Origin of the sequence: Streptomyces sp. NPDC047049 (assembly GCF_040643995.1) — a bacterium.
Classification (GTDB): Bacteria; Actinomycetota; Actinomycetes; order Streptomycetales; family Streptomycetaceae; genus Streptomyces; species Streptomyces mooreae.
Genome location: NZ_JBEYVM010000005.1, coordinates 45,289 through 62,350 on the forward strand (window position 1 = coordinate 45,289; position 17,062 = coordinate 62,350).

The 17,062-nt window shown below is 69.7% G+C and carries 13 protein-coding genes and 1 pseudogene; 6 read left to right on the plus strand and 8 right to left on the minus strand.

The window, feature by feature from the left end; genetic code table 11:
* Positions 1–20: 20 nt before the first annotated feature.
* Complete coding sequence (locus tag ABZ851_RS14575; RefSeq protein WP_361126386.1) at positions 21–1,241, minus strand: styrene monooxygenase/indole monooxygenase family protein; 1,221 nt, start codon at positions 1,239–1,241, stop codon at positions 21–23.
* A 520-nt stretch (positions 1,242–1,761) separates the two neighbouring features.
* On the opposite strand from ABZ851_RS14575, the gene ABZ851_RS14580 reads away from it, so the two are divergent.
* The gene (locus tag ABZ851_RS14580) at positions 1,762–2,754 is read left to right on the plus strand and encodes an AraC family transcriptional regulator (RefSeq protein WP_361126388.1); all 993 of its coding nucleotides are present in this window, start codon (positions 1,762–1,764) and stop codon (positions 2,752–2,754) included.
* 92 nt (positions 2,755–2,846) lie between these two features.
* Here ABZ851_RS14580 and ABZ851_RS14585 read toward each other — a convergent pair whose 3' ends face one another.
* From ABZ851_RS14585 to ABZ851_RS14610, 6 genes are all read right to left on the minus strand, one after another.
* Positions 2,847–4,028 (minus strand): acyl-CoA dehydrogenase, encoded by a 1,182-nt coding sequence (locus ABZ851_RS14585; RefSeq protein ID WP_361126391.1) that lies wholly within the window; start codon positions 4,026–4,028, stop codon positions 2,847–2,849.
* A gap of 320 nt (positions 4,029–4,348) precedes the next feature.
* A complete protein-coding gene (locus ABZ851_RS14590; RefSeq protein WP_361126395.1) occupies positions 4,349–8,539 on the minus strand; it encodes a tetratricopeptide repeat protein in 4,191 nt (1,396 codons plus the stop codon).
* Positions 8,536–8,697, minus strand: coding sequence for a hypothetical protein (locus ABZ851_RS14595; RefSeq protein WP_361126398.1), 162 nt, complete (start codon positions 8,695–8,697; stop codon positions 8,536–8,538). The genes ABZ851_RS14590 and ABZ851_RS14595 overlap by 4 nt, the downstream gene beginning before the upstream one ends.
* A gap of 222 nt (positions 8,698–8,919) precedes the next feature.
* Positions 8,920–9,663 (minus strand): alpha/beta fold hydrolase, encoded by a 744-nt coding sequence (locus tag ABZ851_RS14600; RefSeq protein WP_361126401.1) that lies wholly within the window; start codon positions 9,661–9,663, stop codon positions 8,920–8,922.
* Positions 9,664–9,796: 133 nt separating this feature from the next.
* Positions 9,797–11,341 carry an FMN-binding glutamate synthase family protein gene (locus ABZ851_RS14605; protein ID WP_361126404.1) on the minus strand — a complete coding sequence of 515 codons (1,545 nt, stop codon included), beginning with the start codon at positions 11,339–11,341 and terminating at the stop codon, positions 9,797–9,799.
* A 478-nt stretch (positions 11,342–11,819) separates the two neighbouring features.
* Positions 11,820–12,275, minus strand: coding sequence for a DUF6193 family natural product biosynthesis protein (locus ABZ851_RS14610; protein ID WP_361126407.1), 456 nt, complete (start codon positions 12,273–12,275; stop codon positions 11,820–11,822).
* A gap of 498 nt (positions 12,276–12,773) precedes the next feature.
* Between ABZ851_RS14610 and ABZ851_RS14615 the strand changes: the two are divergent.
* Both ABZ851_RS14615 and ABZ851_RS14620 read left to right on the plus strand, forming a co-directional pair.
* Positions 12,774–13,312: pseudogene (locus tag ABZ851_RS14615) on the plus strand (hypothetical protein); the annotation flags it as partial.
* Positions 13,311–13,634, plus strand: coding sequence for a hypothetical protein (locus tag ABZ851_RS14620; protein ID WP_361127382.1), 324 nt, complete (start codon positions 13,311–13,313; stop codon positions 13,632–13,634). The pseudogene ABZ851_RS14615 and the gene ABZ851_RS14620, both read left to right, overlap by 2 nt.
* A 188-nt stretch (positions 13,635–13,822) precedes the next feature.
* On the opposite strand, the gene ABZ851_RS14625 is transcribed toward ABZ851_RS14620, so the two are convergent.
* Complete coding sequence (locus tag ABZ851_RS14625) at positions 13,823–14,182, minus strand: N-acetyltransferase (protein ID WP_361126410.1); 360 nt, start codon at positions 14,180–14,182, stop codon at positions 13,823–13,825.
* 438 nt (positions 14,183–14,620) lie between these two features.
* On the opposite strand from ABZ851_RS14625, the gene ABZ851_RS14630 reads away from it, so the two are divergent.
* The 3 genes from ABZ851_RS14630 to ABZ851_RS14640 all read left to right on the plus strand — a co-directional run bounded on the left by ABZ851_RS14630 (position 14,621) and on the right by ABZ851_RS14640 (position 16,862).
* A complete protein-coding gene (locus tag ABZ851_RS14630; protein ID WP_361126413.1) occupies positions 14,621–15,805 on the plus strand; it encodes a zinc-dependent alcohol dehydrogenase in 1,185 nt (394 codons plus the stop codon).
* Between the two features lie 101 nt (positions 15,806–15,906).
* Complete coding sequence (locus ABZ851_RS14635) at positions 15,907–16,050, plus strand: universal stress protein (RefSeq protein WP_361126416.1); 144 nt, start codon at positions 15,907–15,909, stop codon at positions 16,048–16,050.
* 125 nt (positions 16,051–16,175) lie between these two features.
* Positions 16,176–16,862 carry a UdgX family uracil-DNA binding protein gene (locus tag ABZ851_RS14640; RefSeq protein WP_361126419.1) on the plus strand — a complete coding sequence of 229 codons (687 nt, stop codon included), beginning with the start codon at positions 16,176–16,178 and terminating at the stop codon, positions 16,860–16,862.
* Positions 16,863–17,062: the final 200 nt, after the last annotated feature.

Sequence of the window (17,062 nt, forward strand, 5' to 3'; positions counted from 1 at the left end):
TATGCCCCTCGGATGCCCTGTCAGGCACCTTCCTCCGCGAGGTAGTTCTTCGCGGCAACCGGGTCCATGAACCACTGGAAAAAGTCGCGCGGGTCGTCGAAGCCGTTGACGAAGCGGGCGGCGACACGGGGGTTGGCGCTCGCCGCGCCGAAGATCTCCAGGACGTGCTGCGGCGGGGCGCCGAGCATCGCGTTGGTCCATACGGTGGCAGACTGCGCGTTGTCCCAGAAGCGGCCGAAGGCGAGCTCCATGAACGCGGTGTCGTACGGGCGCTCGCCGTGGTCCAGGAGGGTGGCGAGGTAGGAGGCCGCGCACTTCGAGGCGTTGTTGGACCCCTGGCCGGTGATCGGGTCGTTGAGGACGACGACGTCGGCGAGGCCGAGCACCTGCGCGCCGGAGGGCAGCGTGGCGACGGGCTTGCGGACGGTCGGCGCGAAGCGGCCCGCGAGGGTGCCGTTCCGGTCGGTGAGCGTGACCTCGGTGCAGCGCTCGGCCTCCCACGGAACGTACGTCCGCAGCAGCTCCTGGAACTTCGCCAGCTGCTGGTCGGGGGCGAGCCCGTCGAAGCAGTCGAGCGGGCCACCCGGGATGCCCTCGAAGAACATGATGTCGCAGGGGCCGCTGGTGGTGAGGCTGGGCATGGTGAAGTACTCACCGACACCGGGGATGACGTTGAAGCTGACACCGGGGCGGTCGGGCAGCGGTGCCATACCGTTGACGTACGCCAGGGCCAGCGCGCGCTGCGGAGCGTCGTACGGGGAACGTATGGTGTCCCGCTCGAACAGCCCGGCGATCTCGCCCTTGCCGGCCGCGACGATGACCAGGTCGGACTCGGCGGCATAGCGCTCCAGGTCCTCGATGCCGGCCTCGCAGAGCTCCAGACGGCCGCCGCGGCGCGCGAACTCGCCCATCCAGAGTGGCATCTTGACGCGCTGGTCGATGGAGCGCGCGGTGGCATCGAGGCGGGCGTCGAAGGAGAGCGCCCGGCCGCCCTGGCCGTCGGCGATGCTCACGCCGAGACCGTCGATCGACGGGCAGGCGTCGCCCCAGAAGTCGAGGCCGAGGTTGCGCTCGTGGGCCAGCGCGGTGCCGAACATGGCCTGGCTGGACATGACCCGGCCCTCGCGGATCTGGTCTCCGGTGCGGTTGGACACGAGGGTGACGTCAAAACCGTGGTCGACCAGGCCGATACCGAGCTGAAGACCGGCCTGGCCGGCTCCGACGATCGTGATCTTGCGCATGAGGGGATCTCCGGGGTTGGGGTGTGCGGTTTTCTGAGCGGTGCCGTGCGGTGCCGTGCGCTGTGCAGCGTTTCAGCACGTGGCGGCGTCACCGAGTGGGGGGCAGCTGTGGGGAATGCGGCTGCCCGCCGGAGGGGGGCCGGCGGGCAGCCGCGGGAGACCAGGTCACCCGTAGGGCCGGGGGGTGGCCCCGGGTGACCCGGCCGGCTAGAGGGACCCGGTCGAATCGGCGAACCGGGACAGCAGGGACAACAGGGGCAAGGGTGCCGGGACGTGCGGGGCACGGCTCTGGCAGCCCTCGCCGCGCCGGTCGCGCGTAGTAAGCGCAACGTGCAGGCGACGGGCTGTCCGCTGGGCGTGACTCCGCCTCCGACGAGCGCAGTCCGGCCCGGCACTCCCTGCATTGTTGATTCCCAGGATTCTCTCGGGTCCGCGGTGGCCAGGGGGCAATCTTGGTATGGCAAGATCACCCCCGCTATCCGGATCACGCGGGTTGCTGTCCCGATCGCGCATCTCGGCGGTGGAGGTTTACGTGCCCGCTGAAAAGTCCCCCCTCGCAAATCACCAGCGGTTCCATACAGCGGACATTTGGGAGGCGCGGGCCGAGGTTGGCCGCGCCTTCTGTCCGCATGAGCTGCGCATCATGCGGCGCTCGGCGACGCTCGACGCCCGGCTGCACGGCGCACCATTCGACCGGACAGGTCTCTATTACCTCGATTACGGAACGGAAGTCCGGATCACACCGGGCGATTTGGAGAGCTTTTTCCTTGTCCAGATACCGCTCGCCGGTTATGCCGAGATCACCTGCGGCCGCGAGGAGATCATTTCGTCCCCGGAACTCGCTTCTGTCCCCTCTCCGACCGGAAAGTTGGATATGCGCTGGGGTGACGGCAATCCGCAGCTGATCGTGTGGTTCGACCGGTCGTCGCTGGAATCACACCTGGGCAGTTTGCTCGGCCGTGCCGTGCGCCGCCCGATCTCCTTCTCGCTCGGTATGAACCTCACCACGCCCGGCTCCCGGTCCTGGCTCAACATCGTCGACCTCATGCGCCGGGAGGCGGAGGGTCCTGGCGGCATGACCAGCCAGCCCGTCGTGACGAAACAGCTGGAATCGCTCCTTATGACCCAGCTGTTGATGGCCCAGCCCAGCAACTACACGTCGGCGCTGCTCGGCGAGCAGCCGCGCGTCGCGCCGCCCGCGGTCCGCCGCGCCATGGAGGTCATCGAGGGACACGCCGCCGAGCCGCTCACGGTCGCGGAGATCGCGGAATGCGTCGGCGTCGGCGTACGGGCCCTTCAGGAAGGCTTCCGCCGGCACCTCGACACGACACCGGTCGCGTACCTGCGCGAGGTCCGCCTGGACCGCGTACGCAAGGAACTCCTGGCCTCCGACCCGGGTGCCACGACCGTCACCGCCGTCGCCTCCCGCTGGGGCTTCCTGCACCCGGGCCGTTTCTCACTCGCGTACCGCCAACAGTTCGGGGAGTCGCCTTCGGAGACGTTGCGGTCATAGGCAACATGCGGTCCTTCGACCGCCCTGTCGATCAGCGGCGGGCGAACGCCGGCGCCCCTTTCGTGCCGGTTGCGCACTCGCCGGCCCGGCGGTTACGGCGTCAAGTCGAGAAAGTCCCAGTGCGCTTGGGGAGAGGCGCCGCTGAGCCATTTCCCGCAGTTCTGCAGGACGGTGGGGCTCGAGGTGATGTGCTGGGTTCCTGTGCCCAGGTCACGCAGAAACCGGTCGATCGGCCCACGCCGGATCGCCGCCGTCCCCGCCCATCGGTGCACTGTCTGTCCCACGTCGTGCACGGTCCACGTCGCGTGGTTGAGCGCCAGCCGGAGGAGAGTGTCCTGCTCGGTACTCAGCGACTCGCCGGCGTCCAGGGTGTCTTCGATGCCTCGCCATACCTCCATCACCCACGCCCGTGCGGAACGAAGCCTGGCCTCGGCGGTCGCGTACTCCGCGTGGAACTGTGCGGTGTCGACAGCGGCGTTCCGTGTGCCGGATTTCGCCGCGGCGACCAGCTTCAGTTCATCGAGCAGGCGCCGCCCGACACCGAGCGCCCAACCGGTGTGTCCGATCGCGGCCATGTTGACCAGTCCGAGGCGATAGATCGCGCCGCCGTTGGCCGGGTCCGTCGTCGTGGCGAGATACGTGTGCGTCGACGGGACGAGCACATCGGCGCAGTGGTAATCAATACTGTGCGTCGCACGCAGCCCGAGCACATCCCAGTTGTCGACGAGTTCCACCTGCGACTTCGGCATCGCCAGCACCCGCAGCTCCCCGGTGCCCTCGACCTGGATCGCACTGTGGATATGGGTGGCGTGCGCCATACCGGAGGCGAACTGCCAACTGCCGCTCACCAGATAGCCACCCTCCACCGGGACGGCCCGGCCGGGCCGGGTGCCGTGACCGGCCAGCAACGCGTGGTCCCCGCCCGCGACGTCCGGGAACAATTCGGCCGTCGCAACGGCATCGAGATAGGCCGCCGTGGTGCCGGTCATCAACTGCAGCGCCATCATCGTCCAACCAGCCGCGGAATCGTGGTAACTGACCCGCTCGACCGTCGCTGTCAATTGGCGCGGGGAGAACTCGTAGCCGCCGAGGCTCTGCGGCAGGGCAGCCCTCACGACTCCAGCACCCAGCAATGCCCGCCCGATACCCTCGGTGAGTCTGCCGAGTTCCTCGGCCGCGTCCGCATCCGCCTCAAGCGCCCCGCCGAGTGCGTCAATCCGCTCGAGCATCGCGGGAAATTCCGGGCTGACATGCAATCCGGTCGAGACCGCCATGGATGGTTGCTCCTCGCTATCAGTATTGAGTCAGCGTCACCATAAGGGAGAGAACGTGTCTGTTCCTCGACATGCGTAAGTAATGCGCAGGCTGAGGAAGGGGGTTGCGCGCCGCTGTGCCTTGCCGAGGGTGCGTTCGTTCCCTGCTCTGCCGAGATCCGTATGTGACCCACGCCCCGTAATCTCCCCTGCGTAGGGATTGAGGGGCGGAACCGCCGTGATCGCATTCTCCCTGGTCGTCCTCTCGTACCAGCCGGTCGCCGCCGCACTTCGGCAGGTCTCGCCGGACATCGGTCCGGTCGCCGAACCGGGCGGCCTCCTCACGCAGGTGGTCGTGACCGGTCGGGCCGGGGGAAGCGGCGACGGTGGGATGGGTGCATCCCGTCGTAAGTCCGTTCCGCGTCTTTGAGGTAGGCGGTGACCAGCCCGGGGGTCTGCTCGGCCAGGGCCCGCAGGATGGTGAGGGCTTCGGTGATGTGCTCCTGGGCTCGTGTCCCGGCAGTCCCGGCCTCCCAGTCGGCCCGGGCCTGTGCGTACAGGGAGACGGCGAGGCGCAGTCGGTGCGAGGCAGGGGCCGAGGTCCCCAGGCGACGGCTCAGGGTGACCGCCCGGTCGGTGGCCTGCGCGGCGTCTTCGTAGCGCCCGCTTTCTGTCAGACGCAGGCCGAGGTGGGCCAGTGCCCAGGCCACCTCGCGCTCATGGACCGCCGAATTGTGCGCGGCGAGCTCTTCATAGCGGCGCACGGCGTCGAGCGTCACCGCGAGGGCCGTTTCGTGGTCGGCAGCGTCGGTGGCGAGGTGGTGGCCGTAGACGATCAGCAGGCCCGCCCGAGCGGACCGTGCTTCCTCGTCCGTTCCCGGGGGCAGGTCGGCGGCCTGGGCGAGGAGCGGCAGACCCAGCTCCGGACGGGCGGTCTGGGCCAGATGTGTGCCGAGGGCGGCCAGTGCCGCGCCCTGCAGTCGCTGGCGCGATGAGCCCGGGATGTCGTCGGGCAGGTCTGCTGCCATGCCGGCGGCTCGGCGCAATGTGGCCTCAGCCTCGGGCCGCCCGTGGAGGTGCTGCTGGGTGCCGAGGGCGCAAAGGGCCCACACGAGCAGGGACCGGTGGGCCGTATCTGCCGGAGGGGAGTCGCCCCAGATCATGACTGCTTCTTCCGCGACCGGTAATGACTCACCGTGGCGGCCCGCTTCGTTCAGCGCGTATGCCAGGGCCAACAGGGCCTGGGCCAGCACCGGCCGGTGCCGCATGTCCTCGGCGACCAGCTCCCGGTGGACGGCCACCGCCCTGTCCAGCGGGCCCGCCGCTTCGCCGTACCGCCCCCGGAGGGCGAGCGTGACACCGAGCAGGGTCAGTTCGTCGCCGTAGTGGGTCAGGTGAGCCGCGCGATCCTGTCGCACCAGGGTGGCGCGGACCCGCAGCGTCTTCTCTACGGCGTCCGGCACCTCGTCGGTACGTCCCAGGACGACGAGGAGCAGGTGTCGGATGGACAGGGCGGTGACCAGCAGCGGCTGACAGGCTTCGGGTTCCTTGCGCATCAGCTCCTGGTAGACGTGCACCGATTCCTCGACGGTGTGCAGTGCGTCCTGCGGCCGGTGCAGGCCGGACAGGCACACGGCCTTGTTCGCCAGCGCTGTGGCAAGCGTGGTGAGAGCGGCGTCGGCCGGGGGAGTGGCTGTGATGCGGCGGCCGATCCCGATGGCTTCGTCGAACGCCTCCAGGGCATCGGCAAGGTGGCCGAGGGCCTTCAGATGCAGGCCGAACGTGTTCAATGCCGTGCTCAGCGCGTCGAGATGGGGCCGAGGCTGCTGGTCGGCCAGGGTTCGGTAGAGACTCACGGCTTCCCGGGCGGCCTCAAGTGCCTCGTCGCCGCGGCCCGTCTGGGCCAGCTCGTCGGCGAGTGTGTTCAGCGCCATGGCGAGGTCGGCCCGGTGCGCACTCGGATTCCTCGCCGCGATGGGTCGGTACAGCTCCACGGCTTCCTGAGCGGCCCTCAGGGCCTGAGGCGCTTGGCCCGCCTTCTCCAGCTGGCAGGCCAAGGTGTTCAGGCTCATGGCCAACGGCTCGGCGTAGGCCGTCCGGTCGCGTTGGGCGAGGGTCCGGTAGAGGCCGACGGCCTCCTCGGCCTTCGCCAGGGCCCGGTCCTGGTGCCCCATCCTCCCCAGGTCGATCGCGAGGGCGTTCAGGCTGCGGGCCAGGGCCGGCTGGAAGGCGGCGGGGCGCTCGCGCGCCAGCTCGCGCCGGATGTCAGCGGACTCCTCGGCGCAGCGCAGTGCCGCGGTGTGCCGGCCGGCGTCGCGCAGACACGAGGACAGGGTGCCCAGGCTCATGCCAAGGCCGGCGCGATGGGCGTCCGGACGGTCCTGCGCCAGGGCCCGGTAGAGCTCGGCGGCCTCGCGCGCCCCGCCGAGCGCTTCGTGTCCACGGCCGGCCTGCTGCAGGCGGACGGCGTGATTGTTCAGGGCGGCGGCCAGGTCGGGCCGGGAGGCGTCGCCGTGCTGGTCGACGAGTTGCCGGCGTACCGCGATGGCCTCTCGGCTCGCGGTCAGGGCCGTCGGCAGCCGTCCGAGTTCCCCTTCGGCGTTGGAGACGGCGTTCAGGGCGTGTGCCAGTTCGGGCAGCGACGCTCCACCGTCCCACTGGCCGATCCGCCGGTAGAGCCGGACGGCCTGGTGAGCGGGGAACACCGCTGCCTCGCGCCGCCCCGAGGCGCCCAGCGCCACGGAGATGTTCAGCAGGCATGCGGCGAGCTGGACCTCGTAGGTACGCGGATCCTGGCGGGCGAGAGGCGTGAGCAACCGCAGCGCCTCAAGGGCCGTTTGATGCGCCTGGGCCCAGAGCCCCGCGTCACCGAGTCGGCGGCACAGCAGGCGCAGTTGCCCGGCGAGGTCGGGCAGGAGCGTCGGGTCCTGCGCCGCCCGGTCCCGGTGCAGCTGCACCAGCCGGCGCGCGAGGTGCAGTGCGAAGTCCGCCAGCCGGTGGGTGGGGCGCGGAAGGTGTCCGGCGAGCCGGAGTAGCTGTGCGGGATCCGGGTCAGCGGCGTCGGCCAGCTGCTGCAGGGCTGCCAGCAGTGGGTCCGGCCGTTCCACATGGACGGCCACGTCGATGACGGCCATGGCCAGGGTGTCCGCGTGCCGGACACACAGCTGCGTGAGGTCCGCGTCCAGGCTGTCGCGGTGAGCGGGGTGACCGGCGGCGCGTGCGGAGACGGTCAGCAGGCGAGTTGCCTGGGTCACGCCGGCGCCGTCCAGCAGCCGTTCGGACAGCTCGGGACCGCTGGCCAGACATCCCCCGACGAAGAATTCGGTGAGCCGGTCCGGGTGGAGGCTTCCCCAGAACTGTGTCCGGTCGGGCGGCGGATACAGCTGGGCGATCCATTCGCTGAGGGCACCGAGGGTGTCCGGGCTGTGATGTTCCAGGCCCGGCACCCGGGCGAGAAGGGCTTGGGCCTCCTGCTGGTCGTGTGCGCCGCAGAGGAAGGCAGCGGCCAGGGCGGCCTCGACCTTCTTTGTCCGGCGCACGCCCGACGCCTCACCGACAGCCCGCCAGTAGACCCGTTCGTGGCTCAGCAGCCGCTCCTCCGCCGACCCGGTCGGAGCGGGGGACGGCGGCGGGCGGCCATCGCCTTCTCCGACGTCTTCCCCGGCTGCGTCCAGCAGGTCGGCAAGGGCGGTCATGTGCAAGGTGAGCGCGCACTCCAAACCGGGGCGTTGTAACCGGTGCGCGGGCAGGGCCAGCACACGTGCCGCACGAGCGGGCCAGCCGGATCCCTCTTGCCCCGGAACCCGGGGCAGGGCAGCGGCCAGTGCCTCGACGGCCTGGCGATAGGCCTCCATGCGATCGGCGGCGTGCGGCTCCAGCGGCAGCAAGAGGGTGCCTCGCACCGCGTACAGGTCCTCGATGCGGGCGCGGTCCTGGAACTCCGGCCACCACTCGTGCGCGGTGCGGGCCAGCAACAGCACCTTGAACGGTGTCGCGTCCGGGCTGCGCAGGGCCGCGCGCAGCAGAGCAAGCAACTGGTCCGCACGCGCTTCGGCGTAGTCGACGACCACAAGGACCGGGCCGGGCGGGCTGCTGAGCGCCGACAGGTCGGCGACCGAAGCATGGGGGGCGAGCCAGAGGACGTGCCAGCCTTCCTGCAGCCCGTCGGTGAAACGGCGGGCGAGCCGAGTCTTGCCCTGCCCACCCGGCCCGTACACCAGGTGCACGCCGAAGCCTGGTTCGGCGCACCAGGCCGCCAACTCTTCCAGCACGTCCGCGCGGCCGCGGAAGGGGACCACCGCACGGTGTGCCTCCAGCAGGGACGACGGGGACCGGGGCGTTCGGACCCTGCCGACCAGGTCGTCCCACTCCCGCCACCTCTGCTCCAGGTCCGGTCCCGGGGGATGGAAGGTCAGCGTGACGTTATCGCCCGTGACAACCGGGGAGCGGGCGTCACCGTAGATGGCCACGGATCTCTCTCCGGCAGCTCGCACGGCGGCGGGCCGCAGCAGCTTCTTCCACCATGCGGTCATGCCAGGCCCCCCTCGTCGCCGGTGTCGGCGACGCCGATGCTGTCGCCCGCGTCGACGCTGCGCTCGCCCGGCGCCCGCACCGGCCCGGCCGGTCCTCCGCCTGCGTCGCCCAGATTCACCGCCAGCGCCACGACCGTCCCACCGCCGTCAGGCCGCACAGCGCCGCCGCTGTCGCAACGACTTTCGCTCTCCCCGTCATGTCGTCATCTTTCCGGCTTCTCACCCGGCAGGGAGGCAAAACGGCGAAGTGCCCATCGCAAAGGCTTCGCCAGAGGGAGGTGCATGGTGCCCACCATGCCGCTGACCTGATCCGGGGGCACGTCGTCCGCCAGGGGGCGGCGCACTTCGTCCGCCTGAGACGTGTCCCCGGCGGGCCGCGGTCAGTCGATGTACTGATCCGCCCAGGCGCTGATGATGTGGGCGGCTCGCTGTGCTTGTCCTCGGGCGGTCAGGAGATGGTCTGCTCCTTCGAGCGAGACGAAGCTCCGCGGGTGTCGTGCCTCGCGGAAGATCTCTCCGGCGTTGTCAATATGGACGGTGTTGTCGGTCGGCGAATGCATGACGAGGAGCGGCAGGTCCAATTCGCCGATCCGGTCGCGCAGGTGCGCACGGCGGACGTCTTCGACGAAGGCGCGCTTGAGGACCAGGGTCCTCCCGCCGACGAACCACTCGTGCGACCCGTCACTGAGCACGCGATCCACGACCGCGTCGTACTGTCGCTCGACGTGGCTGGGGTCGACCGGCGCCGCGATCGTGGCGACCGCGCGGACGCCGGTTGCCTCGGCCGCGGCGGCCAGGGCGGCGGCGCCTCCCCATGAGTGCCCCACCAGCAGGTCTGCCGGAGTGCCGCGCTCCGCCATCATGGCCGCGGCACGGATCGTGTCCTGGACCTTGACGGTGAAGGAACCGTCCCCCCAGTCGCCGTCGGAGTCCCCGATCCCGAGGTTGTCGAAGCGCAGCATGCCGATCCCCTCGCGTGCCAGCTGCTTGCTGACACGCGAGGCGGCCGGCGAGCCCTTGCCGAGCGTGAACCCGTGTACGAAGATCCCCCAGCCGCGGATCTCGCCGTCCGGCAGGTCGATCGCTCCGGCCAGCTCGGGGCCGACGACGCTCGGGAATCTCACTTTTTCGCTCATTGTTCTGTTCACCTAGGCAGGGGCTGTTCGTGGAGCAGGGAAGACAAGGGTGCCATCGGACGGCACCGCGCGCGCTCCGGACAGGGGAGCAGCGGGCGCGGTGCCTGCCGTGACCGGCGCGTCAGGCGGTCGGCTTCTGGCCGGAGGGCTGCCCGGCGGTGAGCAGCGCGGTGATCTCCTCGGCGAGGTGCGGGCCGAGCTCGCCCCAGCCGTCCTTGTAGCCGTAGACGCCGGCCAGGGTGCGGGCCTCGTAGTCACCGTTCATGATCTCGATGTCCGTGGCCGTGATGAGGGCCGGGTGGGCGACACCGACGGCCGCCGAGACCTTCATCAGCTCCTTGCGGAGGGTGCGCAGGTAGACGGCGGCCCGGGTGGCCTTCGAGGCCGGGTCGAGGCCGCGGGCCAGCCACGGGCTCTGGGTGGCGATGCCGGTGGGGCACTTGTCGGTGTGGCACTTCTGCGCCTGGATGCAGCCGATCGACAGCATCGCCTCACGGGCCACGTTGATCATGTCGGCACCCAGAGCGAAGGCGACCACGGCGTTCTCCGGAAGTCCGAGCTTGCCGGAGGCGATGAACGTCAGGTCGTCGGTCAGCCCCCGCTCGGCGAAGGCGCCGTATACCCGCGAGAAGCCCATCCGGAAGGGCAGCGACACCGAGTCGGAGAAGGTGAGCGGCGCCGCCCCGGTGCCGCCCTCGCCGCCGTCGATGGTCACGAAGTCGACACCGCGGTCACCACGCGCCATCAGCGTGGCCAGCTCCTGCCAGAACTCCATCTCGCCCACCGCGCTCTTGATCCCGACCGGCAGACCGGTCTCGGTGGCGAGCAGTTCGACGAAGTCGAGCATCGAGTCGACGTCGCCGAACGCGGTGTGCCGCGACGGGGAAGCGCAGTCCTCGCCGAGCGGAATGCCGCGGATCTCGGAGATTTCCGGCGTCACCTTCGCGCCCGGCAGCATTCCGCCCAGCCCGGGCTTGGCCCCCTGGGAGAGCTTGATCTCTATCGCCTTGACCGGGGCGCCGGCGACCACGTCCTTGAGCTTGTCGATGTTGAAACTGCCGTCCTCGTTGCGGCAGCCGAAGTAGGACGTACCGATCTGAAGGACGAGGTCGCCGCCGTTGCGGTGGTACGGCGAGAGACCGCCCTCGCCCGTGTTGTGCAGGGTGCCCGCCAGCGCCGCCCCCTTGTTGAGCGCCGTGATCGCCGCGCCGGAGAGCGAACCGAAGCTCATCGCCGAGATGTTCACCACACTCGCCGGCCGGAACGCCTTGGCGCGCCCGCGCGGCCCGCCCAGCACCTTGGCGGACGGCAGTGGGGCCTGCGGGTCGTGCGTGTCGGGCAGCGGGCCGGCGAACGTGCGCTGCTTCAGGTAGGCGTGCCCCTGCGTGTGCTCGACGTCGTTGTCGGTTCCGAACCCGAAGTAGTTGTTCTCCCCCTTCGCCGACGCGTAGATCCAGGTGCGCTGGTCGCGGCTGAACGGGCGCTCTTCGTCGTTGGAGGTGACTATGTACTGCCGCAGCTCAGGACCGATCGTCTCCAACAGGTACCGGGCGTGCCCGAGCACGGGGAAGTTCCGGAGCAATGCGTGCTTCTTCTGGACAAGATCACGAGCGGCCACGAGTGCCAGTGCTGTTGCGGTGGCCGTGGCGATGCTCCGGGCGCGCATGAACGTTCCTCTCCTCGATGCTCGACTCCATTGCCAAGCCATGGAGCCGTCGTGCCGGGCGTGGGGTGGCGGGCACGACCCAGCAGGCGTCAGCGTCCGTCGGAGGACGCCCGATGATATTAGGGGCTCGCGCGGATAGCGGGTCGCGGGTGGGGTGCTCTTCCCGGTGGTGGGTGGTCCAGCCGCGTCGGAACAGGCTATGCACGGTGACGCTCGCGTTACCCGGCGTAACGCCTGAGGATCCGGCCGGGCCGGGCGAGGCAAGCCTGCCGGACGGTCCGGTCGCCGAGACCGCGGCCCAAGAAGCCACGACCGGCACATGCCGAAGTCGTCGGTCTTCCTCACGTGCCGCCGCCGGCAACCTCGACCGGCTCATGGACGACGAGCTCCTGGTGCTCGTCACGGACGGCGTGACTCGTGCTCTCCGGGCCAGGGCGCTTCTGATGGCTCTTGCTGAGGTGGTGGATCAGTGCGTGGATCAGTGCTCCGGCTGGGCAGGGGCGTGGTGTGGCGACACACTGCCACACGTGCCGTCCGCGGAGGCGGTGATGACGGGCTCGGGGCCGGTGGGCAGAAGTTCAAGCAGGAGAGCCACCGCCTCTTCGGCGGTCTCGACGTCGCCGATCACGGCGGAAGGGCTGCGTCGGCGAACCTTGAACCGTCCGTCGTGCAGGGGCTCGATCGATCCCGCCTGCACAGCCCAGGGGTAGCCGGCGGAGCTGCTGAAGAACAGGGCGAAGTGGCTGGTGAACGGATACAGCCGCCGGAGTCGTGGTTGAGCGGCGGCGGCCTCCAGCAGCGGAACGATTCCCGGATAGGGGCGCCCGGGCCTGCGGATCTGATGTACTGCACGGATCCACTGCCAGCTGAGTCGTAAGGACTGCCAATGGGCCTCGACAACGTCAGCCGGCCCGCGACTGCGTGCTGCGGCCATGTCTGGCAGAACCGGTCTTGGAGGCAGGGGCAACTGTTGACCGCAGGTCTCTTCATTCGCGTCCACTGTCATAGTGTCGCGGCCGTTGCCTGAAACCGGTGCTCTGATAACGAGCGCGGTGACCGCCGCTGTGCTTGGCGTCGCCGTCATCGCACCCGCAGCCGTCGGCACAGGCACGGCTCACGCCCCCACAGGCAAGTAAGCCGGGCCCAGGCGTGCAGTGTTGGCGCACCGGCACCTCGCCTGCGCCATCGACGGACAACCGGCATGGGTACGCCGGTTGCCCTGGCCGGCTCAGACCTACGTAGGAGGCCGGCCACCTCCGTGGGCGCGGAGACCACACCAGGCCGCGGTGTTGAGCCGCAGCACGACAGATGCCCCATAGGCAGGCCTGTTGCCCCTGTGACCGAGTCAGCGGGCGTTTCACGCGGCCAGTTGATCCCTGACGCCTGTGGAGACGGCCGAGGACTGTCAGTGGCTGGTGGCAGGATCGCTGGTATGAGCCTTGTCCGTACCACTCCGCCGCGTCCGGCCGACGTCGCCGCGGTCTTTCCCGAGTTGGCGCCGCTGGCGCGGGAGGCGATTCGGCTGCATCCTCGCGCCGGGTCGCCTTCGGTGTCCGAGAGTTCAGTGGGGGCCCGTTGCTGTGGCCCGCTGATGAGCCGTGGCCGCACTGCGACGGCTCTCACCCGCGCAGCGGCATGTCCAGGGCACCTGCAGAAATAAGGCTGGAGAGGCGCAGGCTGGCCCGACTGCACCGAGATCCCCACGGCCCTCAGTACACGCCCGAGGAGGAGGCGGTCAAGGAGCGGAACGACGCGGTGTTCATGGAGCGGCTCGACGCCGGCCCCCCGTGGCCCGCGGAGAGCCCGGTCCCCATGCTGCCCGTCGCCCAGCTGTACCTGCGCGACATACCCCTGTTGCGGCCGCCCGGCCAGGCCGATCTGCTCCAGGTTCTCTGGTGCCCCTACGACCACGAACCGCACTACAAGCCGTCGACCGCGCTGTTCTGGCGATCCGCCGCCGCGGTAGTCGATGCTGCCCTCGGCAAGGGAACTGCCCGCCGACCGGCTACTGGAACGCACCGGCTCCGAGCGGCCGCGGCACGTCCGCGCCGGCGCATTCCGGCTGCTCGACGCGCTTGGTGGCATCGTGGCGCTACGGGCGGCGGTCGGTCTGTTGGAGGACCCGGATGCGAAGCTGCGCGCCTGGACCGGGCAGTCCGTGCAACGCCGGCATCCGTCGGCGGACGTGCGGTGCCGTGCCGCGGAGGTGGGGGGACTGCTCGACCGAAGCCGACACCTCTTCAGCGGCCACGTACTGCGTCGGCGCAAGTGGGAGGCCGGGGTGGACAGCTGAGTACGCGTGCAAACGGAGCGGCAGGCCCCGGTGGGCAGGGGGCGCGCTGCTGACTTACGCGTCGGCGCCAAGGGTCCCGGCGCCGCTGGTGGCGGCCCCGACGCATGCCGTGGACGTCCTCGTCGCCTGTGCAGGCGGCGTCATCTCGCGTGTCAGGCACGAGGTGCTGCGATGTGCCGGGATTCAGCTCAGCCCCTCGCCCGCCTCATTTTCCCGCGGCTGTCAGAGGCGCCGTTTTGGAGGTGGGGACAGCCCAGGTCGGCACGGTTGTTGGGCAGGCGCATGCGATGGGCCAGGTCACGCGTCATGCGCTGGGGGAGGCAGCAGCGCCAGGTGATATCGGGGTAGCAGGCTCGCAGGTGGGAAACCGCACGTGTGCCCAGGCCGCTGTCCTGCAATGGTGTGGCGACGTGAACCTGGGTGATCACCCCGCTCGCGCAGTGTTCACACACCTCGTAGGTGACTTCCCCGACGACGCGGCGGATGTACACCAGCAGCAGACTTTGCGCCCGCTCACTCGCCGGTGCCGGAGAGTGGAAGATCACCACGTCCCGGTAGGCGAGCAGCCTCCGGTGGAGCTTGCCACGTCGGCGGCCCAGGCGGGTGTGTCGCGGTCGCCGACGACGATGCGTGCCCTGCAGCAGAGCTCTTGGCCCGAAGTTAGATGCAGCAACCATGCACGGCGCATACCCGGGCCGAAAGCGGACATTCCCCCGGACTCGACCACTCCGCTCGCCAGTCATACCCTCCTTCGGTCCGCCCACCCGTTGCCGTGGGACGTCCGCACGTGATCGTCGGCGCCCGTCGGCCCTGCATCCGTACACGCGTGCCACCCCCCACCCTCGGCCCGAAGACGGGACGATCACGGCAGGAGATGCGGAGGGTGGAAGTGGAATCACCTTCTGTATTTCTTGCTGCGCATCTTTGGGGGCGGTCGCATGGTGGTAGCGGGGACCGTTTTGCAGGGGAACTGGTGAGGAGTAGCGATGAGAGCTCTGACCTGGCACGGAAAGCGTGACGTACGTGTGGAGACCGTTCCCGACCCGAAAATCCAGGAACCGACAGACATCATCGTGCGTGTCACTTCCACCGGCATCTGCGGGTCGGATCTGCACCTCTACGAGATCTTCGGCCCGTACCTCGACCCCGGAGACATTCTTGGACATGAGCCCATGGGGATCGTCGAAGAGGTCGGCAGCGAGGTTACCCATCTGTCGGTCGGCGACCGCGTGGTTGTTCCGTTCAACGTCTCCTGCGGCACGTGCTGGATGTGCGAGCGCGGCCTCCAATCGCAGTGCGAGACGACCCAGGTCACTGACCGGGGCATGGGAGCCTCCCTCTTCGGGTTCACCAAGCTCTACGGCCAGGTCCCCGGCGGTCAGGCAGAGCTCCTGCGGGTGCCGTTCGGGAATACGCTCCCCATCAAGGTCCCGAAAGGGCCGCCGGACCAGCGGTTCGTCTACCTCTCCGACGTTCTGCCCACGGCGTGGCAGGCCGTCGACTACGCGGCCATTCCGCCGGGCGGAAGCGTCACCGTGCTCGGGCTCGGGCCGATCGGCGACATGGCCGCCCGCATTGCTCTCCACCAGGGCGCGAGCAAGGTCATCGGCGTCGACCTGGTCCCCGAACGGCTCGCGCGGGCCCGGGAACGCGGGGTCCACGCCCTCGATCTGAACGAGCACGGCAAGGGCCTTGCGGAGGAGATCCGTCGGCTCACCGACGGCCGCGGCACGGACTCCGTCATCGAGGCGGTCGGCATGGAGGCGCACGGCGCCCCGCTCACCCGCGCCGCCCAGAACATGGCCGCAGTACTGCCCGACGCCCTCGGCGAACGACTCATGGCAAGGGCGGGCGTGGACAGCATGACGGCCTTCAACACGGCCGTGGACGCCGTGCGTCGAGGGGGCACCATCTCCCTGATCGGCGTGTACGGAGGCGCCGTTGATCCCGTGCCCATGCTCACCCTGTTCGACAAGCAGATTCAGCTGAGGATGGGGCAGGCCAACGTCAAGCGCTGGGTCGACGACATCCTGCCCCTGCTCAATGACGAGGACGTCCTGGGAGTCGACCACTTCGCCACCCACACCCTCCCGCTGGAAGACGGCCCCCAGGCGTACAAGACCTTCCAGGCCAAGGAAGACGGAATGATCAAGACAGTCCTCACCCCGTGAAGCCGCACTGACAACCCGGCCGGACATGACGGGCAGACACCACGGCTTGCGCGTCGCGCTACGACGAGTGCGAACGGCTGCCCGCGGCTCATGTTCTGCCGGTGCGTGGGAACGGCTCGCCCGGGTACTCGCAAGGGCATGGCCGCTCGGGCCTGCGCAGGCTGATGCTCGGATCGGTCAGCGCCGAAACCCTGCATACCGCCGCCTGCCCGGTCCTGGTCGTCCCACCAGCGGACCGCGCCTGACGGATTACTCCGCGAACGTCGCACCGTGTCGGCCGCGAGCGATGTGCCGCGGTCGGAGTCGCCGCTCTTCAGCTGGCGCCGAGGGCATGGGGGGAGTGCACTGGTGAGTGGAGGAGGTGACGCTGATGGCCGCGGGTGCAACACCGCAGGCGGGAGACGAGTACGACGCCACTGCGTTTCTGCCGAGCCGTGGTGGCCTCGCGGCGTATCGGCGTGCCGCGGCGAGCTGTCGGGGCTGCCCGCTGTTCGAGCATGCTTCCGGGACGGTCTTCGGGGCGGGCACCTCCGCTGCGCGGATCATGTTCGTCGGCGAACAGCCGGGAGATCAGGAGGACCGGGCGGGCGAGCCGTTCGTGGGGCCGGCCGGCCGCTTGCTGCGAGCCGCGCTGGGTGAGGCGGGAATCGCGGAGGAGCAGGCGTACTTCACCAATGCGGTCAAGCACTTCAAGTTCGAGGTGGCGGAGCGCGGCAAGCGCCGGATCCACAAGCCGCCGAGCCTGCGGGAGATGCGGGCCTGCCGTCCGTGGCTGAGTGCCGAGCTGCGCCTCGTGCACCCCGAGGTGGTGGTGGCCCTCGGAGCGACCGCCGGCAAGGCGTTGCTCGGCCCCTCGTTTCGGGTCACGAAGGACCGCGGCGCTCTCCTGCCCCTGCCCCCGGAGGAGCAACGCCTGACCACGACCCGACGTGGCCAGGAGCCGGGCCTGCTTGTCGCCACTGTTCATCCCTCGGCGATCCTGCGGTCCGATGAGCGCGAAGCGGCGTACGCGGGACTCGTAGCAGACCTGCGGGTGGCTGCCGGCGCGCTGGACTGAGGAAGGAGCGCGCTGCCCTTTTGTTGTGTATCCGGATCCCCCTGCCGTGTTGCGCTACGTTGCGCGGCACAACTCCGCAGCCGGGATCGGCTGCGCGGTCCGCTGCCTCCCGAACCGGACCAGGCGGGTTGTAGGGGAGCGGCGATCGGGTAGGCGATCCGCATGCCGGGGGGAGGTGCCTCTCGGCTGTTGCTACCACG